The organism is Pseudochrobactrum kiredjianiae (assembly GCF_030362795.1).
Classification (GTDB): domain Bacteria; phylum Pseudomonadota; class Alphaproteobacteria; order Rhizobiales; family Rhizobiaceae; genus Pseudochrobactrum; species Pseudochrobactrum kiredjianiae.
In genome coordinates this window covers 53,134-77,153 of record NZ_JAUCBM010000011.1, presented here as the reverse complement: position 1 = coordinate 77,153, position 24,020 = coordinate 53,134, and the positions used below count along the sequence as shown (strand labels likewise).

21 protein-coding genes and 1 pseudogene are annotated in these 24,020 nt (G+C 52.1%); 13 read left to right on the top strand and 9 right to left on the bottom strand.

From position 1 onward, the window contains the following. Window positions 1-39 precede the first annotated feature (39 nt). The 7 genes from QUF18_RS16435 (at window position 40) to QUF18_RS16405 (ending at window position 8,022) form a co-directional block, all read left to right on the top strand. Complete coding sequence (locus QUF18_RS16435) at window positions 40-1,665, top strand: ABC transporter substrate-binding protein (RefSeq protein ID WP_289388359.1); 1,626 nt, start codon at window positions 40-42, stop codon at window positions 1,663-1,665. A 143-nt stretch (window positions 1,666-1,808) separates the two neighbouring features. Further along, window positions 1,809-2,786 carry an ABC transporter permease gene (locus QUF18_RS16430; RefSeq protein WP_289388358.1) on the top strand — a complete coding sequence of 326 codons (978 nt, stop codon included), beginning with the start codon at window positions 1,809-1,811 and terminating at the stop codon, window positions 2,784-2,786. Further along, window positions 2,783-3,682 carry an ABC transporter permease gene (locus QUF18_RS16425; RefSeq protein WP_289388357.1) on the top strand — a complete coding sequence of 300 codons (900 nt, stop codon included), beginning with the start codon at window positions 2,783-2,785 and terminating at the stop codon, window positions 3,680-3,682. Before QUF18_RS16430 ends, QUF18_RS16425 begins: the two co-directional genes overlap by 4 nt. Beyond that, window positions 3,682-4,701, top strand: a complete 1,020-nt coding sequence (locus QUF18_RS16420; protein ID WP_289388356.1) for an ABC transporter ATP-binding protein — start codon at window positions 3,682-3,684, stop codon at window positions 4,699-4,701. The genes QUF18_RS16425 and QUF18_RS16420 overlap by 1 nt, the downstream gene beginning before the upstream one ends. Next, window positions 4,698-5,699, top strand: a complete 1,002-nt coding sequence (locus QUF18_RS16415; protein ID WP_289388355.1) for an ABC transporter ATP-binding protein — start codon at window positions 4,698-4,700, stop codon at window positions 5,697-5,699. Before QUF18_RS16420 ends, QUF18_RS16415 begins: the two co-directional genes overlap by 4 nt. Next, a complete protein-coding gene (locus QUF18_RS16410; protein ID WP_289388354.1) occupies window positions 5,699-6,574 on the top strand; it encodes an alpha/beta hydrolase family protein in 876 nt (291 codons plus the stop codon). Before QUF18_RS16415 ends, QUF18_RS16410 begins: the two co-directional genes overlap by 1 nt. A gap of 29 nt (window positions 6,575-6,603) precedes the next feature. Continuing rightward, a complete protein-coding gene (locus QUF18_RS16405; protein WP_289388381.1) occupies window positions 6,604-8,022 on the top strand; it encodes a M20 family metallopeptidase in 1,419 nt (472 codons plus the stop codon). Between the two features lie 83 nt (window positions 8,023-8,105). Here the strand turns inward: QUF18_RS16405 and menC are convergent, their stop codons facing one another. The 8 genes from menC to QUF18_RS16365 all read right to left on the bottom strand — a co-directional run bounded on the left by menC (window position 8,106) and on the right by QUF18_RS16365 (window position 17,685). Then, a complete protein-coding gene (menC, locus tag QUF18_RS16400; protein WP_289388353.1) occupies window positions 8,106-9,242 on the bottom strand; it encodes an o-succinylbenzoate synthase in 1,137 nt (378 codons plus the stop codon). A gap of 79 nt (window positions 9,243-9,321) precedes the next feature. After that, window positions 9,322-10,851 (bottom strand): ABC transporter substrate-binding protein, encoded by a 1,530-nt coding sequence (locus tag QUF18_RS16395; RefSeq protein ID WP_289388352.1) that lies wholly within the window; start codon window positions 10,849-10,851, stop codon window positions 9,322-9,324. Window positions 10,852-10,902: 51 nt separating this feature from the next. Then, window positions 10,903-12,303, bottom strand: coding sequence for a M20 family metallopeptidase (locus QUF18_RS16390; protein WP_289388351.1), 1,401 nt, complete (start codon window positions 12,301-12,303; stop codon window positions 10,903-10,905). Then, window positions 12,290-13,873 carry a gamma-glutamyltransferase gene (locus tag QUF18_RS16385; RefSeq protein ID WP_289388350.1) on the bottom strand — a complete coding sequence of 528 codons (1,584 nt, stop codon included), beginning with the start codon at window positions 13,871-13,873 and terminating at the stop codon, window positions 12,290-12,292. Before QUF18_RS16385 ends, QUF18_RS16390 begins: the two co-directional genes overlap by 14 nt. 18 nt (window positions 13,874-13,891) lie before the next feature. Beyond that, a complete protein-coding gene (locus QUF18_RS16380; protein WP_289388349.1) occupies window positions 13,892-14,866 on the bottom strand; it encodes an ABC transporter ATP-binding protein in 975 nt (324 codons plus the stop codon). Next, entirely contained in the window at window positions 14,863-15,861 is a 999-nt protein-coding gene (locus tag QUF18_RS16375) for an ABC transporter ATP-binding protein (protein ID WP_289388348.1), read from the bottom strand. Before QUF18_RS16375 ends, QUF18_RS16380 begins: the two co-directional genes overlap by 4 nt. Before the next feature lie 10 nt (window positions 15,862-15,871). After that, window positions 15,872-16,771 (bottom strand): ABC transporter permease, encoded by a 900-nt coding sequence (locus tag QUF18_RS16370; RefSeq protein WP_289388347.1) that lies wholly within the window; start codon window positions 16,769-16,771, stop codon window positions 15,872-15,874. After that, the gene (locus QUF18_RS16365) at window positions 16,768-17,685 is read right to left on the bottom strand and encodes an ABC transporter permease (RefSeq protein ID WP_289388346.1); all 918 of its coding nucleotides are present in this window, start codon (window positions 17,683-17,685) and stop codon (window positions 16,768-16,770) included. Before QUF18_RS16365 ends, QUF18_RS16370 begins: the two co-directional genes overlap by 4 nt. A gap of 432 nt (window positions 17,686-18,117) precedes the next feature. Here QUF18_RS16365 and QUF18_RS20415 point away from each other — a divergent pair. Next, a pseudogene (locus QUF18_RS20415) lies at window positions 18,118-18,252 on the top strand (helix-turn-helix domain-containing protein); the annotation flags it as partial. A gap of 33 nt (window positions 18,253-18,285) precedes the next feature. Then, window positions 18,286-18,855, top strand: a complete 570-nt coding sequence (locus QUF18_RS16360; protein ID WP_289388345.1) for an IclR family transcriptional regulator — start codon at window positions 18,286-18,288, stop codon at window positions 18,853-18,855. A 34-nt stretch (window positions 18,856-18,889) separates the two neighbouring features. Here the strand turns inward: QUF18_RS16360 and QUF18_RS16355 are convergent, their stop codons facing one another. Beyond that, window positions 18,890-20,221 (bottom strand): aminotransferase-like domain-containing protein, encoded by a 1,332-nt coding sequence (locus tag QUF18_RS16355; RefSeq protein ID WP_289388344.1) that lies wholly within the window; start codon window positions 20,219-20,221, stop codon window positions 18,890-18,892. A 102-nt stretch (window positions 20,222-20,323) separates the two neighbouring features. Here QUF18_RS16355 and QUF18_RS16350 point away from each other — a divergent pair, with 102 nt between their 5' ends. The 4 genes from QUF18_RS16350 (at window position 20,324) to QUF18_RS16335 (ending at window position 24,002) form a co-directional block, all read left to right on the top strand. Next, window positions 20,324-21,286, top strand: coding sequence for an ABC transporter substrate-binding protein (locus tag QUF18_RS16350; protein ID WP_289388343.1), 963 nt, complete (start codon window positions 20,324-20,326; stop codon window positions 21,284-21,286). Between the two features lie 126 nt (window positions 21,287-21,412). Then, window positions 21,413-22,303, top strand: coding sequence for an ABC transporter substrate-binding protein (locus QUF18_RS16345; protein WP_289388342.1), 891 nt, complete (start codon window positions 21,413-21,415; stop codon window positions 22,301-22,303). Next, entirely contained in the window at window positions 22,300-23,220 is a 921-nt protein-coding gene (locus QUF18_RS16340; protein ID WP_289388341.1) for an amino acid ABC transporter permease, read from the top strand. The genes QUF18_RS16345 and QUF18_RS16340 overlap by 4 nt, the downstream gene beginning before the upstream one ends. After that, window positions 23,217-24,002: an amino acid ABC transporter ATP-binding protein gene (locus QUF18_RS16335; protein WP_374807185.1), complete on the top strand. Its 786-nt coding sequence runs from the start codon at window positions 23,217-23,219 to the stop codon at window positions 24,000-24,002. Before QUF18_RS16340 ends, QUF18_RS16335 begins: the two co-directional genes overlap by 4 nt. Window positions 24,003-24,020: the final 18 nt, after the last annotated feature.

Genomic DNA, 24,020 nt, shown 5'->3' with positions numbered 1-24,020 from the left:
CATAGCAAATACGACATTCGTTGGGGAACGGAGACTTTAATGGTTAAAAAAATGCTCGTGGCGAGTCTGCTTGGAACAACTTTGCTCAGTTCCGCTCTGTTGAGCGGTGCAGCATCTGCGGAGACGCTGCGTATTGCTCTTGGCTCGGAGCCGACTGCAATTGATCCGCATTATCATGATCTTACGCCAAACAATGCTTTGGCAGCGCATATTTTTGAAGGTCTGACCCGTCAGGATGAAAAGCAAAATGTACATCCCGCTTTGGCGACTTCATGGGAAAATGACGGTAAGAATACCTGGACATTCAAGTTGCGCGAAGGTGTAATCTTCTCCGATGGTTCGCCGTTTACCGCAGATGATGTGGTTTTCACATTCTGCCGTACACTCAAAAACGAGACTGCAATTGCCGGTTCATTCGCGGATATTACTGCGAATTTTGCATCTGTTGAAGCACCGGATGCGCAGACATTGGTCATCAAAACCAAAGAGCCTGAGCCGTTGCTGCCGACATTTGTCGGAACTGTGGGTATTCTCAGCTCATCCATCGTCAAGCATGACAAGATCAGTTTTGCGCCTGAGCAGAACTGCGGTGTTTCGGGTGCATGGCCGGTGGTTGGTGATTTTAACGACGGCAAACTGGCAATCGGTACCGGCCCTTATAAGCTGAAAAGCTATGTGCGTGGCTCTGCCATTGATCTCGATCGCAATGATAAATATTGGGGCGATGCTGAGCCTTGGGAAAGCGTTCGTTTCCTGCCGGTTCCGAATGCAGGTCCGCGTCTGGCCGGTCTTCTTGCCGGTGATTATGATATTATTGAAAATCCGGCTGCACGCGATCTGTCCCGTATCAAGGATGACAAGCGTTTTGGTTACACGGTTACACCTTCAACACGCGTCATCTACTATCAGCTTGATGTTGCCCGCGATGAAAGCCCGTATGTAAAGGCTGCTGATGGCAAGAACCCGCTGAAAGATGTGCGTGTTCGCGAAGCGATGTCGCTGGCGATTGACCGTAATGCGATTGTTGCGCGTCTGATGGACGGCGCTGCGGAACCTGCCTATCAGTTCCTGCCAACAGGTATGTTTGGTACACTGCCTAATCCGCCGGAACTGCGTTATGATCCTGCCGCAGCCAAGAAACTTTTGGCCGAGGCCGGTTATCCGGATGGTTTCCAGCTCACACTTTCCACAACCAATGACCGTTATATCAATGACAGTCAGATCACACAGGCCGTAGCGCAGTATCTGACACAGGTCGGTATCAAGTCGGATGTGGATGCAATGACCCGCGCGATTTATTTCCCGCGTCGTTCTAAGAAAGAGCTGAGTGTCGCGATCGGTGGTTGGGGTTCAACCAGTGGCGAGGCTTCGTCCTTCCTGCGTCAGTGGCCGGCAAAGCCGAATGAAGCTGGCACCTTAGGTGGTTCTAACTACGGTGGCTATTCCAACCCTGCTTTTGACAAGCTGATCTATGAAGCTGTGGCAACAATGGACGATAATAAGCGTTCAGAACTGTTGCAGCAGGCGCAAACTGAAGTCATGAAAGACTATGCTTTCATTCCGCTGCATTTTGAAGCTGGCATCTGGGCACATAAGGCTAATGTGACTTATACAGGTCGTTCAGATCAGTTTACGATGGCTATGTCTGCAAAGCCTGCCAAATAACTGAAGGCTAACCCAGAGCGGTTTACATTCCTGTTGGAATAATGTGACCGCTCCGGGTTCTTTCGTGGCTGTAAGGCACAGTGCAATCAATTTTCACTGTGCCATGTTTCAGCCTTCCTGACAGATAGCCTGAGAAAAATGTCATGACAGCTTATATTCTTCAGCGACTTATCCAGAGCGCATTGGTTCTGCTTGCCGTGTCGGTCGCTGTTTTCTTTGCCGTATATGGCATTGGTGATCCGATTGAACTCCTTGTGCCGCCGCAGGTCAGTGCCGTTGAAAGACTGGCATTAATCAAGCGTCTCGGTCTGGATTTGCCGGTTTGGCAGCAATATTTCACGTTTTTGGGCAATGCGCTGCAGGGCGACCTTGGCACATCTTTCGTGCATGGTGTGCCCGTAGTTTCCCTCATCCTCGCCCGTCTGCCAGCCACATTTGAACTGGTGCTGCTGTCGATGACAGTTGCGGCTGTTGTCGGAATTCCGCTCGGACTGCTGGCTGGGCTTAATCCGGACAGCCGCCCGTCGCGCTTCATTATGGCGGGAACAGTAATTGGTTTTTCGCTGCCGAGTTTCTGGAAAGGCATGATGCTGGTTTTGCTGTTTAGCGTGCTGCTTGGCTGGTTACCGACAGCAGGGCGAGGTGAAACCGTGTCCGTGCTGGGTATTCAGACCAGTCTGTTTACCGCCAATGGTCTGCGCCATCTGATCCTGCCTGCGTTGAACCTTGCTATTCCGAATATGGCTTTGATGATCCGCCTCGTTGCTGCGGGTACTACAGAAGCGATGACACAAGATTATGTGAAGTTTGCCCGCGCCAAAGGCGTGCGCCGCAAACGCATCGTCAATCGCCATGTGCTGCGTAATATTTTGATACCGGTTGTCACCGTTGTTGGCATTGAGTTCGGCAGTCTTGTCGCCTTTTCCACGATTACTGAAACCGTGTTCTCATGGCCCGGTATGGGCAAGTTGCTGATCGATAGTATTTACCAACTCGACCGGCCTGTGGTGGTTGCCTATGTGCTGCTGGCCACACTGCTATTTGTCGCCGTAAACTTCATCGTTGATGTGCTTTACGCTGTGCTTGACCCGCGGGTTAAACTTTCCGGAGATATGGTATGAATAAGCCGATTATTCCGGATTATGCCAATACACCGCTGCGTCAGAAAATTTTGCGCAGTATTCGCAATAAACCGACAACACGCGGCGCAGGTATCCTGCTTGGGCTTTTGGTTCTGCTTGCAGTGCTTGCACCATTCATTGCACCGCAAGATCCTTATGATCTGGCCTCTCTGAGCGTGATGGATAACCGCCTTGCACCGGGTTCAGCCAGTATGTCCGGTTCTGTCTATTGGCTCGGCACCGATGCGCAAGGTCGCGATATGGTCAGTGCCATTCTTTACGGATTACGCACCAGCCTGCTGGTTGGCTTGCTTTCGACACTCGGCGCAATGACTATTGGCGTGAGTGCAGGGTTGTTAGCTGCACAGCTTGGCGGCGTTGCCGATGCGATTATCATGCGCGTGGTAGATTTTATGCTCGGCTTTCCGTCAATGTTGGTGGCACTGGTGCTGCTGGCCTCTGTTGGGCGCGGCGTTGATAAAGTGGTTCTGGCGATTATTCTTGTGCAATGGGCGCAATATGCGCGCCTGATGCGTGCCTCCGCTTTGGTTGAACGACGCAAGGAATATATTGAGGCGGCTGTGAATTTTGGTCTGCCAACCTATTACATCATGCTCCGGCACTTGCTGCCGAATTCCATCGGTTCGGTGCTGGTGATCTCCACCATCAGCATTGCCAGTGCGATTACGCTTGAAGCGACATTGTCATTTCTCGGTGTCGGTGTGCCGGTTACACAGCCGTCTCTCGGTTTGCTAATCGCCAATGGATTTGATTACCTGCTGTCGGGCGAATACTGGATTGCAGTGTTTCCGGGCATTGCATTGGTGCTGCTGATTATCTCGCTCAATTTCGTCGGCGATCGTCTGCGTCGCAGCTTTAATGTGAGGAGCGCGTGATGACAGCTTTACTTGAAGTCAAAGGACTGAGAACTGTTTTTCATCTGCTCGGCGGCGCATGGTCTGCGGTAGACGGGATTGATCTGAATATTGCGCGTGGCGAAGTGCTTTGCCTCGTAGGGGAATCCGGCTCCGGCAAATCTGTCACCGGTTTCTCGCTGGTGCAACTGATTGATCCGCCGGGGGAAATTGTTGAAGGCGAAATCCTGTTCAACGGTGAAAATTTGCGTGAGGCATCCGATGAACGGTTACGCAATTTGCGCGGCGACCGCATTGCGATGATTTTTCAGGACCCGCTCTCCACACTCAATCCGGTGCTGACTATTGGCGAGCAGATGTGCGAGGCCATTCTTGAACATCGTGCTTGCGGCAAAGCACAAGCGATGAAAGAGGCCGCCAGTGCTTTGGGGCGCGTGGGCATTTCCTCAGCAGAAGTGCGGCTGAAGCAATATCCGCATGAGTTCTCCGGGGGTATGCGCCAGCGTGTAGCGATTGCAACGGCGCTGCTCAATAATCCCGATCTGATTATCGCGGATGAGCCGACGACAGCGTTGGATGTGACCATTCAAAGCCAGATCCTTTATGAAGTGCAAAAGCTGGCACGAGAAACCGGCACGGCAGTACTGTGGATTACCCATGATCTGGCTGTTGTCGCCGAACTCGCTGACCGCGTGGCGGTGATGTATGCAGGCCAGATTGTCGAAACCGGTGCGGTGGATGATGTGCTGGACAGGCCATTGCATCCTTATACGCAAGGCTTGCTAAATTCATCCTCCGGCATGGTAAAGCCCGGTGAAAGACTGCATCAGATTGACGGCAATGCACCACGTATTGATGACCGGCCAAGTGGTTGTCCGTTTCGCACGCGATGCGAGCGTGTCAAACCGGTTTGTGCAGAAATTTATCCCGAACCGCAGGTGATCGACGGGCGTATTTTCCGTTGTCACAATCCGGTGTCGCCAGTTTTGGCGGAACGATCAACTGTGAATGCGGCCTCTGTTCAGGAGACCAGACTATGAGCGATGCTTTCTTTGAAATGCGTGGTGTTAAAAAGCATTTTCGCTCCAAATCCACCATTGCAGACCGGATTCTGCGTGCGACAGGGCAGGCTGCACCAGCACGTGTGTTACGCGCGGTCGACGGCGTTGATCTGAGTATCAAGCGTGGTGAAGTGCTGGGTTTGGTTGGGGAATCCGGTTGCGGTAAATCCACGCTGTCACGCATGGCAACGGGCATATATCAGCCGACCGAAGGCAATGTGCTTTATGACGGCCGTGCCGTTGAAAAGCTCAAAGGACGAGAAAAGCTCGACTTTCTATTGAAAGTACAGATGATTTTTCAAGATCCTTATGCCTCGCTTGATCCACGGATGAAGGTCAATCAGATTATCGGGGAGGCATTGAAAGTACATCGCCTGATACCCAAAGCAGAGATTACTGGTGCGGTGAACAAGGCGCTTGAGGAGGTTGGTCTTGATCTGGCCTATCGTGATCGCTATCCGCATCAGTTTTCCGGCGGTCAACGTCAGCGTATCGGTATTGCCCGCGCCTTGGCGGTGAAACCTGATTTTCTGGTGTGCGACGAACCTGTATCGGCACTGGATGTGTCCATTCAAGCGCAGGTGATCAATCTGTTTATGGATTTGCGTGCCCGTTACGGGCTGACCTATCTGTTTGTCAGCCATGATCTTGGGGTTGTGCAACATATCAGCGACCGGATTGCGATTATGTATCTCGGGCGTATTGTCGAGATCGGCTCGGCATCGGCGATTTTTAGCAAGCCTGCACATCCCTATAGCGCGGCACTGATTAATGCCAGCCCGTCTGTCAGCCGGAGAAAACGTGATTTCCAGCCGCTGACCGGTGATCTGCCGTCACCACTTAATCCGCCTTCCGGCTGTCCGTTCCATCCGCGCTGCGCCCATGCCATGCCGGTTTGCCGCGAGCGCCGCCCCGAACTTGAAAATGTGACAGCAGACCAGAGCGCTGCCTGTCATTTGCATAATCCGGAGACATAATGACTACCACCATTCTTCGTCCAGAAACCGGACGCAGCACGCTGCCGTTTGTTGATCAGTATCATCCGGACAGACCGCTGGAAGTGAATTTCTATCGCCCTGAAAATCATCGCCCTGAAGATCCGGTGATTATCGTGCAGCATGGTATGCTGCGGAATGGTGATGAATATCGCGACTTCTGGATTCCGGCGGCTGAAAAACACCGGCTGCTGATTGTTGCACCAACTTTCCCTGATACACAGTTCCCGATGGCTGAAAGCTATAATAACGGGTTGATCCTTGATGAAAGTGCAGGCCTTGTGCGTGCGCAACAAGACTGGCTCTATGGTGTGCCTGCCCGTATCTTTGCAGCGCTTCAACTGGCTGGTGTAACCACGCTTAAACAGGCTCGTTTATATGGTCATTCAGCTGGCGGGCAGTTCTCGCACCGTCTGTTGGCCACGCAAGATCATTCTATCTTTTCTGATGTGGTCGCGGCTAATCCGGGCTGGTACACCTTGCCTGATCTGACACGTAAGTTTCCGGAAGGTATGGGCGGCATTGGACTTGATGAGGTGCAGCTTGCCCGTTGGTTCGCCTATCCGATGCATATTTTTGCCGGTGATCAGGACATTGATGAGGCTGACCCAAATCTGCCGGATCAGCCGGAAGCATTCGCGCAGGGACCTTCTCGCTATAAACGGGCACATTTCGTCTATGATTTTGCGCAGAAGCAGGCGCAAGGTTTAGGCATGCCGTTCAACTGGAAGCTGATTGATGTAGCCGGTGTCGGCCATGACGGTGCGGCTATGTCGCGGGCTGCTGCGGCTTACTGGTTTGAGGGACGTATCCCGCCCGCATCCGAACTGGTCTTCGAAGAAGCAACGAATTTATAAAATCTCAATTCAGGAATGATCCAATGAGCATGAATGACCGTCAGGACTTGTGGCAGAAGGTTGAGGACGAAAAGCAGCGTCTCATCGAAATGAGCGACCGCGTTTGGGGGATGCCGGAGGTTTGCTATACCGAAGAGCGCTCTATGGCTGAACATAAGGCCGAGCTGCTGCATCATGGTTTTCGCGTAACTGAAGGCATTGCCGGTATTCCGACCTCTGTAATCGGTGAAGCTGGTGAAGGTGGACCGGTTATCGCTTTTATGGGCGAATATGATGCGCTGCCGGGCTTAAGTCAGGAAGCGGGAGCATCTGAACATACGCCGATAGAGGCTGGTGGTCATGGCCATGGCTGTGGTCATAATCTGCTGGGCGCAGGCGCATTGCTTGCGGCAGTGGCATTGAAAAACTATCTGGCTGAAAACGGACTTCCGGGTCGTGTACGCTATTATGGCTGTCCAGCGGAAGAGGGCGGTGCCGCCAAAGCTTTCATGGTGCGTGCCGGTGCTTTTGATGATGCCGATGTGGCTATCTCGTGGCATCCTTACAGCTTCTGGGAAGTGGCTCCGGCTTTGTCACTGGCTAATACCCGTGCGGATTTTATCTTTATCGGTCGTGCTTCGCATGCGGCGGCGGCCCCGCATCTTGGGCGCAGTGCGCTTGATGCGGTTGAACTGATGAATGTCGGCGTCAATTACATGCGTGAGCATATGCCGTCTGATGCGCGTATCCATTATGCTTTGCTGGATGCCGGCGGCATTGCGCCAAATGTGGTGCAGGCCCATGCGCGGGTGCGTTATTCCATTCGTGCGATGGATTTGCAGACCATGCTGTCACTGGTCAACCGTGTTAATAAAATTGCGCAAGGCGCGGCCATGATGACCGAAACCCGCATGGAGATGAAGATCGTCAGCGCAGTTTCCAATACGTTAGGCAATAAACCTTTGGAGCAGGCGCTGTATCGCACTATGCAGGAACTAGGCGCACCGGAATTTGACGAACAGGATCGCGATTACGCCCGTAAAATCCGCGCAACACTGTCGCCGGAAGAAATCTCCTCGGTTTATAATGTGATTGGTATGCCGGAGACGGATGCGCCACTGGCAGAGTTTTTGGTGCCGCTGGATCAGCCGCATAAAACACAGATCGGCTCGACGGATATTGGTGATGTCAGTTGGGTGGTGCCGACAGTGCAGGTTCATGCGCCAACCGTTGCAATCGGCACGCCTTTCCACACATGGCAGGTGGTGGCGCAGGGCAAATCTGCGGCAGCGCATAAAGCGATGGTGCATGTGGCAAAAGCGATGGCAGCAACTGGTCTTGCTGTGCTGAGTGATCCGGTGTTGATGGCGGATGCTAAGGCAGCGCTGGCATCACAGACTGCCCGCAAACCTTATGTCAGCCCGCTGAGCGAAGGTGTTGAACCACCGTTGACTATGTCTAAAGGCTGAGCATTAACCACGGTTTTAAATATAGAAAATCGCGCCTGATCAATTCAGGCGCGATCTTTTTGTCTGTACGAAGAGCTATAATTTTAAAGAGTTTCTCGGGATAAAGTTACAGTCTCGAGGAAATCATAGTCCGGCGTGACACCAATACCTGCACCGTTTGACGGAACAGGCATAATGCCATTTTCGGTTTCCAGCTTCTCACACACAATATCCCGTTCAAAGTAACGCGAGGAAGAAGATGTATCACCCGGACGCTTGAACTGCTCCAGTGTCGAGAGGTGAATATTGTGGGCGCGTCCGATACCGGATTCCAGCATGCCGCCACACCAGACCGGCACATCATGTGCCTGACAAATATCGTGAATCTGGCGTGCATTGGCATGGCCGCCGACACGACCGACTTTAATATTAATCACGCGGCCGGCATCAATCGCCAATGCTTTACGGCAGAGTTCCGGTGTGCGGATACATTCGTCCAGACAAATAGCCGTGCGCATCATGGATTGCAGTTTTGCATGATCCTGCAGGTCATCCCAAGCCAGCGGCTGTTCGATATAATCCAGATCGAAATCGTCGAACTGGCGCAGCAAAGCGAGATCAGCCAGCGTATAAGCACAGTTAGCGTCTACCGTCAGGTGAATGTCAGGGAAACGGTTACGCACTTTTTCCAACAGTTTCAGGTCATGTCCCGGCATGACTTTAAGCTTAATGCGGCGATAGCCTTGCTGAACGTGACGCTCAACATCTAAGAGCGTATCCGGAATTTCTTTGATGCCCAATGAGACGCCGACTTCAACATCTTTGCGCGTACCACCAAGCGCATGGGACAATGACAGGCCAAGCGTCTTTGCCCATAAATCCCAATAGGCCATTTCAACGCAGGCTTTGGCCATTTGATGATCGCGCCAATGGCGCATCATCTGGCTCAGCTCGTAGGGTGTTGAGAATTCCTTGCCGATAATTTGTGGCAGGAAAACATCCCGCATCATCATCATGGATGAAACTGTGGTTTCCGGCAGATAGTCGGGCAGAGTATCACATACACCTTCCGCATAGCCCTCAATATTACCACTGCGCAAGATCAGAAGCGGGAAAGTTTTTTTCGTTGCCACACCGGTCGAGATACGAAACGGGTTGAGCAGTTTCAGCTCTACAAGGCGTAGCTCTGCGCTATCAATGCGGATTTTCGGACGCAGTTGTGACGGGGGCTGGAGTAACATGATTGATCTCTGTAATTTTGTATGCGGGGAAACGGAAAGTGCCGGTGAGATCGCAGCACAGGCTGCGGCCTTTTAAGGCTTAGTTCCAGCTCATGTCGTAGAAGCGCACGAACTCATCCGGCGTTGGGGTGAAGTTCAGATCTTTGGCCAGCACATAATTGGTTGTGTAGGACCACAACGGTACCCAATAGGCCTGATCTGCGATCTGGCGCAGAGCTTTGCTGTAAAGCTCTTTTCGCTTTTCGGGATCTGTGGTGGTATCTGCCTGTTTGAGCATTGCGCTCAGATCAGCATTTTTGACATCATCAATGTCAGAACCGTCAAAAAATTTTGAGGTTGATGCAGATGCGTCAGCCACCGAGCCCGATCCCCATGTGACAAAACCCATTGGAACCTGTCCCTTGAGCTGCTTATCTGCGAGGGCTGCATATTTCAGCATTTGCAGGTCAACTTTTACGCCGACATTGCCCAGCATTTGCGCCATAGCTTCGGTCGCAGCTTTATCACGATAGAAATACATCGTGGTGGTGAAGCCGTTCTCGTAACCTGCTTCTTTCAGCAGTTGTTTGGCTTTTGCAGGATCAAAATCATAAGAAGTCACATCCTGCTCGCAACCAAATTGCAGCGGACTGCAAATGGAATTGATAAGCTGTGAAGACGGTGCAAAGAACGCATCACGCACGGCTTTGCGATCAATTGCATGATTGATTGCCTGACGTATACGCACATCTTTGAGCGGCGTATCAGCACTTGAACGGCCGGACACATCCATGGAAATGTATCCGAAGCGTAAAGTCTCACCCTGAACAACATTGAAGCTGTCACGTGTTTTGATTTTCTGCGTCAGGTCTTCAGGAACCTGCCAGATAAAATCAACCGAACCGGAAAGCATTTCAGCGACTTGCGTGTTGGTATCCGGAATACTGCGAACTTCAACATTTTTGATTTGTGGTTTCTGGCGCGGGCCACCATCATGATAATCAGGGAAGGCTTTCAGCGTATACCCGCTACCTGGTTCAATCTTATCCACCATATAGGGGCCGGTGCCGATTGGTTTTTTGGAAAAACCTTCATCACCGACTTCCTGATAATATTTCGCCGGATAAATCTGGATGGCACTTTCAAGGAAATCAAGCGCGGCAGGGAACGGAGCTTTCAGATGAACCAGAACCGTCTGATCATCAACCTTCTCAGCATTTTTGATCCATGCAACAGTGTTCGGCATCGCAACCGGTGTTTTTGGATCGGAAAAATGGTTCAGCGTGAACATGACATCATCCGCACTGAAGATATCGCCGTTATGGAATTTCACACCCTGACGCAATTTGAATTCAAGGGTGACATCATCAACCCATTTGAAGCTTTCAGCCAGATTGCCAACCCATTCGCGGGTTTTTGGGTCACGCTCAACCAGTGTGTCCCAGACAGCATAGCCAAAAATCGTGCTTTCACGGGCTGAGCTGAAATAGGTGTTCGGATTATCCAGTTCTTTAGCAAATGCGATATTGACCGTATCATCGGACTTTCCGGCCAAAGCAGCACCGGAAACACTCAGGCACAAACCGGCAGTGACGGTTGCCAAAATTGCAAATTTTGTATGAAAGCTCATGTGTCGCTCCACTTCGACGCAAGGTTAAAACGTAAGGCTGTTTGTTGTTATTTATCGGATTGTTGGCTGCGGGCTTTTGCCCTCAGCAATATCGGTAAAAATCCCTGCCATGCAGCGCAGGGCATCGCGGCAGGTTGATTTCAACACATGCTCATTCGGGGCATGTTGTGAGCAGGCACGGTAGGAATGCGGCACCCAGACCGTTGGCAAGCCAAGCGTTTCTGAAAAACATTCATTCGGCAGCGAACCGCCGAGATTGGGCAGAATATGTGGCGGTTTGCCGGAGGTTTTATGCAGAGATTGCGTAACAAAACGTGCCCACGGATGATCAGGATCGAGACGGGTCGCGGTAAAATCATCATCCTCGCGTTGGGTGATCCGGATATCCGCAAAGCCATGCTTATCCAGATGACGTCGTAGTGCGGGTATAATGTCGCCCGCATCAGTACCGACCACATAACGCAATTGACAGGTTGCGCGGGCTTTGCCGGATATTGCATTAACCGGTGCCTCAGGCACGCCGGATGTCATGGCAAGTATGGAAAAACTGTTCCAGCCATAAACCCGCTCGGCAGGTGTCAGACCGGTTTCGCCCCAGTCTTTATCAACACTCGGGCCGGCTTCCATATCAACTGGCAGATCGTGCAATGCGGCGCGGATAGTGTCGGTCAGGCTGGTCGGGCGCCATTCCGGAATACGGATTTGGCCGCGTTCATCAGTGATTGTTGCAAGCGCCTTAACGAGGATCATTGCCGGATCGGCGAGCAATCCGCCCCAATTGCCGGAATGATGCGCGCCTTCGCGCTTTTCAACACTCAGATCGACAGTGACTGCGCCGCGTGCACCCATGAAAACCGTGGCTCTGTCCGGTTGTAACCGCGGGCCGTCTGAGGCAATCAGCACATCAGCAGCGAGTTCCTGCTGGTGTGCGGCACAAAATGCCTGAAGTCCCGGAGAGCCGTTTTCTTCGGCCATTTCCAGAAGAATAGTGGCGTTGAAGCCAAGTCGTCCGTTTACGGCAAGCAGGGATTCAAGTGCTGCAATATTAATGAGATGTTGTACTTTATTATCCGCAATGCCGCGCCCGTACCAACGATCACCTTCTTCAGTCAAAACAAATGGTGATAGTCCTTCACGCCATTGGCTGGTCTGAGCATGAATAACATCGCCGTGACCATAGATCAGCACTGTCGGTAGCGCAGCATCTTCCGTGCGGCGGGCGATCATCAAAGGCCCGCCCTCGGTCGCTGGGTTTTCATAGATTTTGATCTCAAATCCTGCTGCTTTCAGCCGTGGGGTAATAGCCGAGTTCAGATAGTCCTCCAGCACCGGTTTTCTCTCCGGTACCTGACTTTCTGTCGGATAGCTCACCAATGCGGCCAGTTCGGATTTCATCGCGCCGCTGTCGAAATAGGCTTCGATCCGGCTGATAACAGTCTCACGCAAAGTCATGGCTGTCCTCCTCGGTCACTGCATCACCCCATGGCGACATAATCTCGGTGCAACCAGAATTCAGATCACCTTCGCGCATCACACCGGCCGGACAAGCAAAGGCAAAAGGCCAGACCGTGCGGCGGGTGGTGACCGTTTTGGCGACTTTATTCAGCTCCGTAATCGTATTCGCAGGCAGGCTATCATCGGCGATGATGACATCGGCGGCAGACATATCGAGACGCGGTTGATGGAAGGCACCTTCAATATCCATGCCGGAGTCGACAATAAAGGAAGAGAGCTGAGCAACAGCTGAAACAATCTTACGTCCGCCCGATGCACCAATGGCGAAACGGCGATCGCCTTGTTCACCAAGAACTGGACAGATATTCATCAGGCACTGGCGTCCCGATTGCAGGGAATTCGGTTTTCCCTGCACAGGGTCGAACCACATAATGCCATTATTGAGCAAAAAGCCGGTTGAAGGCGAGACGACTTTTGAGCCAAAAAGTGACAGCAAAGTCTGTGTCATCGTGACCATATTACCGTGGCGATCCACTACGGAAAAATGCGTTGTGCAGCCTGGTGCTTTTGGTACTTCGCCGTCATCACCCATATTCTCCAGCCGCTGCTGATAGGCATGGCGCAGCGCTTTGGCGTAACCGGTATAGGCATCAGCGTCCGGCTGACCTTTGCCGATTTCCGGCAGGGCTTCAAAGGCTTGTCTCATGGTCGGACCGGCGGTCAGATGCGGTGTGACATAGAATGTCGCATCGCCGCGCTTAAAGCTGAGCGGATCGGCAATGGTCGCACGGTAATCACGCAGATCCTGCATGGATAATGAGCCGCCTTTTGCGCGGACATCCTTGACCAATGCCTGCGCCAGATCGCCTTCATAGAATGTGCGATAACCCTGTTCCGCCAGTTCTGTCAGGGAAGGTGCATAACCGGACATATCAACGCGCTTGTCAGACAGGCTTGTCCAGCCATTGATCATCGGCCACTGGCCGTCTTCCAAAAACAGTGCTGCCGCATCCGGATCTTTAGCCAGTTCGCGGGTTGCCCCTGCAATAACAAGAGCTGCATACCAGTCAACCGGCAGGCCTTCTTTTGCGAGTTTAATCGCCGGAGCCAGCAGTTCTGCCCAAGGCATAGTGCCCCAGCGTGCATGTGCCTGACCGATGCCGTCTACCACGCCCGGTACTGCGACGGCGGTTGCACCCATGATGTTGCGGTCATCAACCACAGCTTCCCACGGGAAAAGATCAGAGTTTTTACCGGCACCGGAAAGCGGATAATCGGCAGGGTTCAGTTCCACCGGTGCGCGCATGGCATAGGTCACGGCATGAGCTTTACTTGAGGCGGTATCCCAAACCATCATGGCACCACCACCGGCTGGCCCCGACATCCACGGCTCAAGCACACCAATGGCGAAAGAGACAGCCGTTGCGGCGTCCATTGCATTACCACCGGCCGCGAGCACTGCCGCGCCGATTTGTGCTGCACGGCTGTTTTGTGCCGCCACGACACCGCCTTTGGTACGGATGACATTCTTGCGGGTGATTTGCGTACGGGAAAGACTGGTTTGCATTTCAGTTCCTTAATCAGTTCAGGCAGGCAGTGCAGTGGCATTGGTATAAAGGTGGCAGGCGACACAACCGCTGTCGTTTTCACGCAAAACAGGACGGGTTTGATCGCAGAGGGTAAAGCGGTCAGGGCAGCGCGGATGAAAGGCGCAACCTGCAGGCGGATTGATCGGATTGGGATATTCGGTGCCGAGTTGTGTATCCGGCACACCGAGTTCCGGTTCCGGTGTCAGAACGGAATCCAGCAACGCCCGTGAATAAGGGTGACGGGCATTGCGGAAAATGTCTTCAGTTTCGCGCTCTTCAACAATGCGCCCGAGATACATGACCGCGACCCGTGTCGCGAGATATTCAACAACCGCGAGATTGTGGCTGATGAACAGATAGGTCAGGCCGAGTTCACGCTGCAGATCGCCTAGCAGATTGAGGATTTGGCTCTGCACGGAAACATCGAGTGCGGATGTCGGTTCATCGCAGATAACGATTTCCGGTTTCATAATCAGAGCACGGGCAATGGCGACGCGCTGGCGCTGGCCACCGGACATCTGGTTCGGATAGGCATTGAGCATACGCGAAGGCAGCCCGACCACATCCATAATCTCCTTCACCTGTTTTTCACGCGATGCCTGATCCCCGACACTATGCACCACAAGCGGTGCCATAATAATCTGCCGGATAGTTTTGCGCGGGTTGAGTGAGGAGTAGGGATCCTGAAAAATTGGCTGGATGCGACGTGACAAAGCAAAACGGTTTTGCTGCGTTATATCTTCGCCGTTAATCTCAACGCGACCGCTGCTCGGCTTTTCCAATCCGAGAAGGATTTTTGCCAGTGTGGATTTTCCGCAACCGGATTCACCGACAAGGCCAAGAACCGAACCGCGCTCGACCGACAGGGAAACATCGCTGACCGCTGCCAGCGGTTTTTTGCCGGAGAAAAATCCCTGCCGTACCTGATAGATTTTGGAGACATTGTGAAGCTGTAAAACTGGCTGGCTCATAAAAAAGCCTCCGCAGGCTGACGCATGCCGTTTTCATGGATGCATTGTAAAGAATGATGCGCGGAAAGATCGCGTTGCGGGATAGTTCCAGTACAAGCCTCGATAGCTTCAGGGCAACGATCACGGAAAATACATCCGGTATGACGACCGACGAGGTTGGGAACAATGCCCGGTATGGTGCCGAGCCGCTCGCCGCGCTTAATCCGCCCCGGTATCGGAATACACTCCAGCAACCCGCGTGTGTAAGGATGTGCGGGATTACGGAAAATTTCGCTCACAGAACCGGCCTCAACCAGCTCACCGGCGTACATAACGGCAACTTTATCAGCAATGCGTGCGACCACACCAAGATCATGAGTGATCAGGATCATTGCCATGCCCATTTTAGTCTGCAGGTCTTTCAGCAAGCGCAGGATTTGAGCCTGAATAGTTACGTCCAGAGCTGTTGTCGGCTCATCAGCGATCAATAGTTCCGGCTCGCACATCAGCGCCATTGCAATCATGATACGCTGGCGCAAGCCGCCGGAAAGCTGATGCGGATACTGATTGAGGCGGCTTTCTGCAGCGGCAATCCCGACCATACGCAGAAGCTTTGCGGCACGCTTGAGCGCTTCAGTTTTACTGACGGATTTGTGCAGACGCAGTGCTTCGGCCAGCTGACTGCCAATTGTATAGGCAGGGTTCAGGCTCGTCATCGGTTCCTGAAAAATCATCGCCATACGATTACCGCGCAGCGCGCGCATTTCTCTCGCTGACGCTTTTTGCAGGTCAATACCGTCAAAGCTCATCTCATTTGCGTTGCGCTGGATGCCCGGAGATAACAGTCCCATAACCGCAAGAGATGTGAGCGATTTTCCGGAGCCGCTTTCACCGACGATACAAAGCGTCTCGCCCGCTTTGACCTCAAGATTGATATTGCGCACTGCATGTAGTGTGCCTGCCGCTGTCGGGATGTCCAATGTCAGATTTTGAACTTTGAGAATAGCATCAGTCATGTATTTACCCTCAATTCCGACCGCCCGGCGCAGTAATATCGCGCAGGCCGTCTCCCATGAGATTGATTGCCAGCACCAGTACAAACAGCGCGACACCGGGGATCATCACAAGCCAGGGTTCAAACAACATCATGTCTTTGCCCTCAGAAATCATCAGACCCCAGCTGGCTGTCGGCGGCTGTACACCAAGTCCGAGAAAGGACAGGGCTGCCTCCAGCAAAATGGCATGTGCCATTTCCAGCGTGGCAACAACGATTAGATTGTTCATCAGATTAGGCAGAATTTCAGAAAACAGGATTCTCGGTGCCGATGTTCCGATGGCATAGGAGGCTGCAACATATTCACGCCGTGCGATCTGCAAAGTTGAAGCGCGCATCACCACCGCATAGCGATCCCATAGCAGCAGGCCGAGAATGGTTGCCACGACGGTTAACGAACCACCGAACAATGCAACAACGGCCAGTGCGACCAGAACAACCGGCATAGCGAGGCGCACATTGATCAAAAATGTCACCACGGCATCAACGCGCCCGCCGAAGTAACCGGCTGCAACGCCCATAGCCGTGCCGATTATACCGGAGATCAGAGCAGCAGAGAGGCCGATAAATAGTGATACGCGCGCACCGTGAAGCAAGCGGGCGAGATAGTCGCGACCGAGCTGGTCTGTTCCGAAAAAATGATCGGATTTTCCGCCTAAAAATTCAGGTGCAACCATCCGGTTCAGCAGGTCTTGCGTGTAGGGATCATATTTGGTGATCAGTGGCGCGAAGATTGCGATCAGTGCCATACTTGCCAGCACAAGGCTGCCGATCATGAAGCCGCTATGTCCGAAAATACGTCGGCGTAAAATGGCGGACGGTGATGGTTCCAGAATTTGCTCTGCGGTCGGAACGGAAGAAAAAGTGGTCATGAGGTCCTCATACGTGGATCAAGCCAGGCATTCATGATGTCGGCGAGCAGCGTAAAGACGATATAAAACATGGAAAACAGCAGGATCAGTGCCTGAACTGTTGGCAGGTCATTACGTGTGATCGACTCCCATGCGAGCAGTCCTGCACCCGGCATAGCGAAGACGGATTCAACAACAATGGAACCACCGAGCATGAAGCCCATCTGCACAGCGGATAGCGACACAACCGGGATGATGGCATTGCGCAGGGCATGAGTGAACAGCACCCGCCATTCGGACGAGCCTTTGGCGCGAGCGGTGCGGATATAATCTGACGACAAAACCTCAAGCATACCGGCGCGTGTCAGCCGCATAATTGCGGGCATGGCATAATAGCCGAGGACAATAGTTGGCAGGATGAAGTGCTGCCAAGTCTTGGAACCTGAAGCAGGCAACCAGCCGAGATCAATGGAGAAAACAGAGATCAAGACAAGAGCAAACCAGAAGCTTGGCATTGCCTGTCCGGCGACAGAGACAAACAGAGCCAGCTTGTCTGTCAGCGAGTTCGGGCGTTTGGCAGCAAGTACACCAAGCGGCACGGCGACAAGTAGTGCAAAAACAATGGCTGTCAGGCCAAGGCGCATTGTTACGCCCAGACGGCTTGAAATGAGATCAGCGACCGGAAGTTTGAAATAATAGCTCTGGCCAAAATTGAAATGGGCGGCACTCCAAAGCCAGTCCGCATATTGAATCATCATAGGCCGATCAAAGCCATAAAATTCACGGATTGTCTGAATGTCCTGCGCACTCGCGCCTTCGCCAGCGATAGCAGTTGCCGGATCGCCGCTGAGATAAAGCAAACAGAAGCTGATGAAAGATACAGTCAGCGCGACCAGAAAGGCGAGGCTGAGCCGCTTGAGGATGAAACCAAGCAAGTTTTGCTCCGTCGAAATCGTTTCAGGATATGAAATTATGGCTGGTGCCGGCAGGACAAAGCATGATTGGGCGTTTTGTCCGTGCTTTATCGGTTCGTATTAGCCCGATTAAAGCGTTCGCCCTGTCCGTCAATTGTTGCTGTCTGAGCGGATAATGCTATGCGCAATACGGTATTTCAGCAGCAATAATATTCAGCCAGTCATGCCAATGCTGAATTAATAAATGTCTGCGGCCAGCATATTTTTGATGCCAAAACGCTCAGCGAAGATTTTTTGTATTTTCATTGATTTCCCCATTTGTATCGTATTGCAATACTTGTGATCGCATGTTAATAACGAAGCATAGTTTTCTCTTCTGCGTCAAGAGTTTTTTGTCATTGGAGTGCCACATTGAGCGAAAGCGAAAGAAACCCTTTAATTATCAGTTCTTTAGTGAAAGCCGTCACTCTGTTGAAAGCTTTCGATGAGGAGAATGCTGTTTTGGGAATCTCTGATCTTGTGCGCAAAACGGGGATTGAAAAAAGCAGTATTCAGCGAATTTTAGCGACCCTATATTCGGAAGGGATGCTTAATCGTGATAGCCGTAGCAGGCGTTACCGCTTGTCTAATCAATGGCTCCATATGGCCTATGCCCATTACATTGCTGAGCCATTGACATCGCAGGTAATGCCGCGTCTTTTTGCGCTTCAGCAACAAATCGGGCAGTCCTTCAACCTTGCGGAAATTTGCGATACATCAATTATTTATTCCGTGCGTTTACCGGTGCAGCGGACGAATTTTGAGGGCACATTGGTTGGCCGTACGCATCCTGCATTGAATACATCGGGCGGGCGTGCAATTCTCTCAACTTGGGATGTGGAAGCACGGCAAAACGCTGTACAGAACTGGCCTGTGGCAGAATATACGCCGCGTACAACGACAGATCGTGGTGAAATTGCTGAGCTGGTTGAACAGGCACGACAGGACGGATTTGCTTTGTCGTTTCAGGAAATATTGCTCAATGAAATCGGTATAGCCGCGCCGATTAAAGCATCAAACGGTAAGGCGCGTGCAGCCATTCACTGTTCAGTTTCTATGGCGGATTGGTCTGTAGAGCGGGTGCGCAAAGAAATCGCGCCCTTACTAGTCGATGCGGCGCGAACCTTTTTCGATCCGGGGGAGGATGATTAAGGCGCATCGCATTTTCTGACATGGTGAAGGCTTGCTATCTTGGGTAGCTTGCAAGAAATGCTGCATGAGCAACATTTTCTACCTGATGATCCTGTAACGTGCTGGTTGCAATGCGCACGGCAGGCAGTGGCCGGACTGAGAATTTGGAACCCGGTGCGACAGCAATATTGCGTGCTGCCAATGTGATCAGCGCGAATTGCTCGGATTCCACCGGCATAAAACAGCATAGGCCGTGGTTATCCGGTATTTTTTTGCCATGAGCGGCCAGTGCCTGCTGAAAATTGCGTGCGCGTTGCTGGTAAATCTGCCGCGCCTGTTCCAGACTGCTTTGTGTTGCGTCATCTTTGAGCAGCCATGCCACCGCAGATTGCAGGATGCGACTTGTCCAGCCCGAACTGAAACTTCGATAAGACTGAATTTGCTCCACAAGGCTGGCAGAGCCGGAAAGCACAGCCAGACGTAAATCCGGCCCCAATGTCTTGGAATAAGAAAGAATATGCACCACGCGGTCAGGGAAACGTGCGCCGAGTGTCTGGCGAGGGGATGCGGCGATATCGGCAACGCCGTCATCTTCGATAATCAATGTGTCGTGGCCTTCAAGCACATCGCCCAGCGCCATCAGGCGTTCTTTGCTCATGCAATGGCTGGTCACGGAATGCACGCGCGGCTGGAACAAAAAGGCTGCCGGTTTCTTTTCAAGGGCTGCCGCAAGGGAAGAGGGCAGAGGCCCCTGATCGTCACAGTGTACAGGGATGATCTTCGCGCCAAAATCCTCAATAATATCAAGGAGACGCATGGCTGTCGGATCTTCAATCGCAATTGATGCGCCAGGCGTTAAGAGGGCGTGGATCAGCGTGTAAGTGGCATTATAGCCGCCATTGGTCGCGAGAAAAGCTTCAGGTTCATAAGGCCAGTCGCGGCGTACAGCCTCTTCAAGTTCCGGTAATATGCGAACGCGCTGATAGCTATTGAGGCCTTCCGCCTGTGCGCCATGGCGGAGTGCCAGTTCCAGAGATGGCAGTAATGCCGTATCCGGAATCGCCATCGAGAGATCCAGTACATCGTCACCGTAATTGCCGAAGCTCATCAAACGTGCAGGTTTAGCCGCAAAATGATCGCCGCTGACCCAAGTGCCGTTTCGTCCTTTGCCATTAATAATTTTGAGTTTGCGTAATTCGCTCAGCGCTTCAGAGATCGTGGCAGGGCTGATCCCCAGCACATAGGCCAGATCACGGATTGGCGGTAATTTGGTGCCGACAGGCAATGTGCCGCGTCTGATAAGGCCGGCCATATCGCGGGCAATACCACGCATTGTGCGGTCTTCGAGGTGGTTGGCAAACCACGCGCTGGAAAAATCAGGCACCATAGCTCATTATCCGATTTAATGTTCAGTAACATAATAACATTTGATCAGTTTAATTTGAACATTTAACCTCATTTGTACAGAGGAAATTTTGAGGGACTGTTTATGACGGTTAAACTGCGTATCGCTGTACGTGACTGGGATTATCTGACACCGCTGGCACTTGGCGATATTCGTTCGGAAAAGCTTGATGTGATTGTTGATCGTGTCGGCACACTGGTTTCCGATCCGGGTGAGGATGAAGCGCATGAAGCTTCGGAAATGTCGTTCAGCCGCTATGTTTCATTGCGTGATGAAGGCGATACCAGCATTGTCGGAATTCCGAATTTCATCATGCGCGGCTTTCGTCATCGCTGTGTCATTACCAGTAACGACAGTGGTATCACCAGTTTTGAGCAACTGGCTGGCAAGAAAATCGGTGTAACCGGCTGGCGTGATTCCGGTAATACATGGACAAGAGCTGCGCTGCGCCGTCATGGTGTTGGTGTTGAAGATGCCTATTGGTATGCAGGACGTTTGACCGCCGCGCATCCGATCACCGATCGTCTGGATGGTTTTGGCCGTGAAGGCCGGATTGAAGCCATGCCGGGTGAGCAGCCAATGATGGAGGCCTTGCGTGAAGGTGTGTTGGATGCCGTGTTCACGCCTTTTATGCCGGATGGTTATTTTGGCAAGAATGCAGGTTTTCGACAGGTTCTGCCTGATTTTCGCAGTGCAGAGCTGAATTATTTCAATGATGTCGGATATGTGCCGGGCATGCATCTGATGGGTATCAAGCCGGAAATTCTGGCAGAACATCCGTGGGTTGCACAGGAACTGAGCGATCTGCTGGATGAGAGCCAGCGTATGTGGACGGCCAAGCGCCGCAAATATGCTGAAACCACACCATGGATGATCGATGAATTGCTGAAATGTGCGCAGGATCTGCCGGAAGACTGGAATGTCAGTGGTATTGCGGCCAATGAGGCGATGATCAATGATTTTGCAGAAGAACTGCACCTGCAAGGCATCTTGCAACGCAAGCTGAGCGTTGAAGACCTGTTTCCGTTTTATGCGAACAAGGCGTGAAAACGCTTACCAGAGCGTATCCCGAAAAGTGTAAGCGGTTTTCGGATAAGATACGCGCCAAAACAAACAGATAGAGCATTTCCTATCATTGAAGACAAACTGGAAGTGCTCTGAACTATTGGGAGAATGAGAATGAAGAAGACCATGCTGGCTGCTGCTGTGTTTGGCAGCGTTTTTGCGCAACAGGCTTTGGCTGAAACTGTGAAGATTCCGGAACAGACATTGAATGAGGCGCTGCGCGCTCGTCTGCCGGAAGACGTCATCAAAGCCGGTGTTATTAATGATGCGAATTCGGGTTCTTTCCCGCCATACCAGATTATCAATGGTAAGGAAGTCAACGGTGCAGCGGCTGATATGACCGATGCACTGGGACAGCTGATGGGAATTAAGATCACCCATTCCACAGTCAGTGGTCTTCCATCTGTTCTCAGCGGTATTTCCGCCGGACGTTACCAGCTCGGCTTTGGCCCCAACGGTGATTTTCCGTCGCGCCAAGGTGCCAATGATTTTGTTGACTGGGTTCGCGAATATGTGGTTTTCGCGGTTAAAAACGGCAATCCGGAAGGCATCACTTCGCTGGATACAGCTTGTGGCAAACGCGTTGCAGTGATGGCCGGTGGCTCCGCTGAAAAAGTAATCAAAGAGCAGAACGAGAAATGCACTGCCGACGGTAAGCCGATCGAAGTGCAGTCCTATAATGATCAGCCTAGCTCTATTCTGGCTGTACGTTCCAACCGTGCTGATGCGTTCTTCTCTTCGCAGGCACCGCTGACCTATTTTGTTCAGCAGTCCAATGGCCAGCTGGAACTTGCGGCAACCGGACAGAAAAACGGTTTTGACGACCTGTATCAGGGTGCCGTTTTGCCGAAAGATTCTCCGCTGAGTGAAGTCTTCCGCGATGGTATTCAGCTTCTGATCGATAATGGTACCTATGCCACCATCATGAAGAAGTGGGGTCTTGAAAAAAATATGATTGATAAAGCAGGCATTAATCTGGCCGGAAAGACCGCGCAATGAGCGCGTCTGTTCCCAGTGCAGCTGCGGGTGACGTCGAGCGTTTCGACGTTGCTAGAGCGCGCCCGCCTTTTCCGCTGCGACGGGTGATCCTGTGGGTCGTCATTCTCGGCGTCGCACTCGATTTCGGTATTATTGTCGCCAATAATCCGAATTTCGGCTGGCCGGTTGTCGCGGCTTACTTCTTTGATCCGACAGTGATGGAAGGGCTGACAATTACGCTCGGCCTGACTGTTATTGCGATGATTATTGGTGTCGCGCTCGGTCTTATTCTGGCGATTGCCCGTATGTCGCAGGACAGGCTCGCAAGCTCGCTTTCTAACCTGTTCATCTGGTTCTTCCGTGGCACCCCTTTGCTGGTGCAGCTGATCTTCTGGTACAATCTTTCGACATTGTTCCCGAAAATCTCTCTGGCCATTCCTTTTGGTCCGACACTAATCAGCTGGAACACCAATGACATTATTACACCGCTGACGGCGGCGATTGTTGGTCTGGCTTTGAACGAAGCCGCCTATATGGCGGAGATTATTCGTGGCGGTCTGTTGTCTGTCGATAAAGGACAGGGCGAAACCGCTGCAGCCTTTGGTATGACACGGGCACGCGCTTTGCGTCGTGTGATTATTCCGCAGGCAATGCGGTCGATAGTGCCGCCAACAGGTAACCAGTTGATCAGCATGATCAAAGCGACATCGCTTGTCAGTGTGATCGCGATGGCTGATCTGCTCTATTCCGTCCAGTCGATCTATAACCGCACATTCGAAGTTATTCCGATGCTGATGGTTGCAGTTATCTGGTATTTGCTGATCACAACAGTGCTGAATATCGGGCAAAGTGCGATTGAACGCCACTATAATCGTGGTGAGCGCGGTGATGCTACCAAGGATGAAGCCCCTGCCGTACCGGCACAGGAGAATGCATGATGGATAAGACAACCAATATGCAAAAACCTCTGGTTCGTGCCAATAATGTGCATAAAGCTTTTCATGGTATTGAAGTGCTGCGCGGCATTGATCTGGAAGTACGTTCCGGTGAGGTTGTGGTTATTCTCGGGCCTTCCGGCTCGGGTAAATCGACCTTCCTGCGCTGTATCAACCGGCTTGAAACCATCGACAAAGGGTCGATCTTTGTCGATGAACAGCAAATCGGTTATCGGTATAAAAATGATCGGCTACTGCCATTGTCAGACCGCGCTATCGCCAAACAGCGTAGCCAGATTGGCATGGTGTTTCAGCAGTTCAATCTCTATCCGCATATGACGGTTTTGCAGAATGTGATTGAAGCGCCGGTCGGCGTTCATGGTCATAGCAAAAGTGAGGCTATTGCAACGGCAAAGGAACTGCTGGCTAAAGTCGGTATGTCGCATAAGATCAATGCTTATCCGCGCCAGCTTTCCGGTGGTCAGCAGCAGCGTGTGGCGATTGCCCGTGCACTGGCTGTGAAGCCGAAACTGATCCTGTTTGATGAACCGACCTCGGCACTCGATCCGGAACTGGTGGGTGAAGTGCTGACCACGATGCGCAGCCTTGCCGATCAGGGGCAGACGATGATCGTGGTCACGCACGAGATTGGCTTTGCCCGTGAAGCGGCTGACCGTGTGGTCTTTATGGATGGCGGCAAAGTGGTTGAAGAGGGAACACCGCAAGAGGTGATCGAAAATCCTCAGCATCCGCGCACCCGCAGTTTCCTCAGCCGCTTTATTTGATAATTTACAACACGCCGG

Bases quoted from the DNA above. Each gene is read 5' to 3' on its own strand.
- QUF18_RS16435 (WP_289388359.1), top strand. From the start codon at position 40: ATGGTTAAAAAAATGCTCGTGGCGAGTCTGCTTGGAACAACTTTGCTC.
- QUF18_RS16430 (WP_289388358.1), top strand. From the start codon at position 1,809: ATGACAGCTTATATTCTTCAGCGACTTATCCAGAGCGCATTGGTTCTG.
- QUF18_RS16425 (WP_289388357.1), top strand. From the start codon at position 2,783: ATGAATAAGCCGATTATTCCGGATTATGCCAATACACCGCTGCGTCAG.
- QUF18_RS16420 (WP_289388356.1), top strand. From the start codon at position 3,682: ATGACAGCTTTACTTGAAGTCAAAGGACTGAGAACTGTTTTTCATCTG.
- QUF18_RS16415 (WP_289388355.1), top strand. From the start codon at position 4,698: ATGAGCGATGCTTTCTTTGAAATGCGTGGTGTTAAAAAGCATTTTCGC.
- QUF18_RS16410 (WP_289388354.1), top strand. From the start codon at position 5,699: ATGACTACCACCATTCTTCGTCCAGAAACCGGACGCAGCACGCTGCCG.
- QUF18_RS16405 (WP_289388381.1), top strand. From the start codon at position 6,604: ATGAATGACCGTCAGGACTTGTGGCAGAAGGTTGAGGACGAAAAGCAG.
- menC (WP_289388353.1), bottom strand. From the start codon at position 9,242: ATGTTACTCCAGCCCCCGTCACAACTGCGTCCGAAAATCCGCATTGAT.
- QUF18_RS16395 (WP_289388352.1), bottom strand. From the start codon at position 10,851: ATGAGCTTTCATACAAAATTTGCAATTTTGGCAACCGTCACTGCCGGT.
- QUF18_RS16390 (WP_289388351.1), bottom strand. From the start codon at position 12,303: ATGACTTTGCGTGAGACTGTTATCAGCCGGATCGAAGCCTATTTCGAC.
- QUF18_RS16385 (WP_289388350.1), bottom strand. From the start codon at position 13,873: ATGCAAACCAGTCTTTCCCGTACGCAAATCACCCGCAAGAATGTCATC.
- QUF18_RS16380 (WP_289388349.1), bottom strand. From the start codon at position 14,866: ATGAGCCAGCCAGTTTTACAGCTTCACAATGTCTCCAAAATCTATCAG.
- QUF18_RS16375 (WP_289388348.1), bottom strand. From the start codon at position 15,861: ATGACTGATGCTATTCTCAAAGTTCAAAATCTGACATTGGACATCCCG.
- QUF18_RS16370 (WP_289388347.1), bottom strand. From the start codon at position 16,771: ATGACCACTTTTTCTTCCGTTCCGACCGCAGAGCAAATTCTGGAACCA.
- QUF18_RS16355 (WP_289388344.1), bottom strand. From the start codon at position 20,221: ATGGTGCCTGATTTTTCCAGCGCGTGGTTTGCCAACCACCTCGAAGAC.
- QUF18_RS16350 (WP_289388343.1), top strand. From the start codon at position 20,324: ATGACGGTTAAACTGCGTATCGCTGTACGTGACTGGGATTATCTGACA.
- QUF18_RS16345 (WP_289388342.1), top strand. From the start codon at position 21,413: ATGAGAATGAAGAAGACCATGCTGGCTGCTGCTGTGTTTGGCAGCGTT.
- QUF18_RS16340 (WP_289388341.1), top strand. From the start codon at position 22,300: ATGAGCGCGTCTGTTCCCAGTGCAGCTGCGGGTGACGTCGAGCGTTTC.
- QUF18_RS16335 (WP_374807185.1), top strand. From the start codon at position 23,217: ATGATGGATAAGACAACCAATATGCAAAAACCTCTGGTTCGTGCCAAT.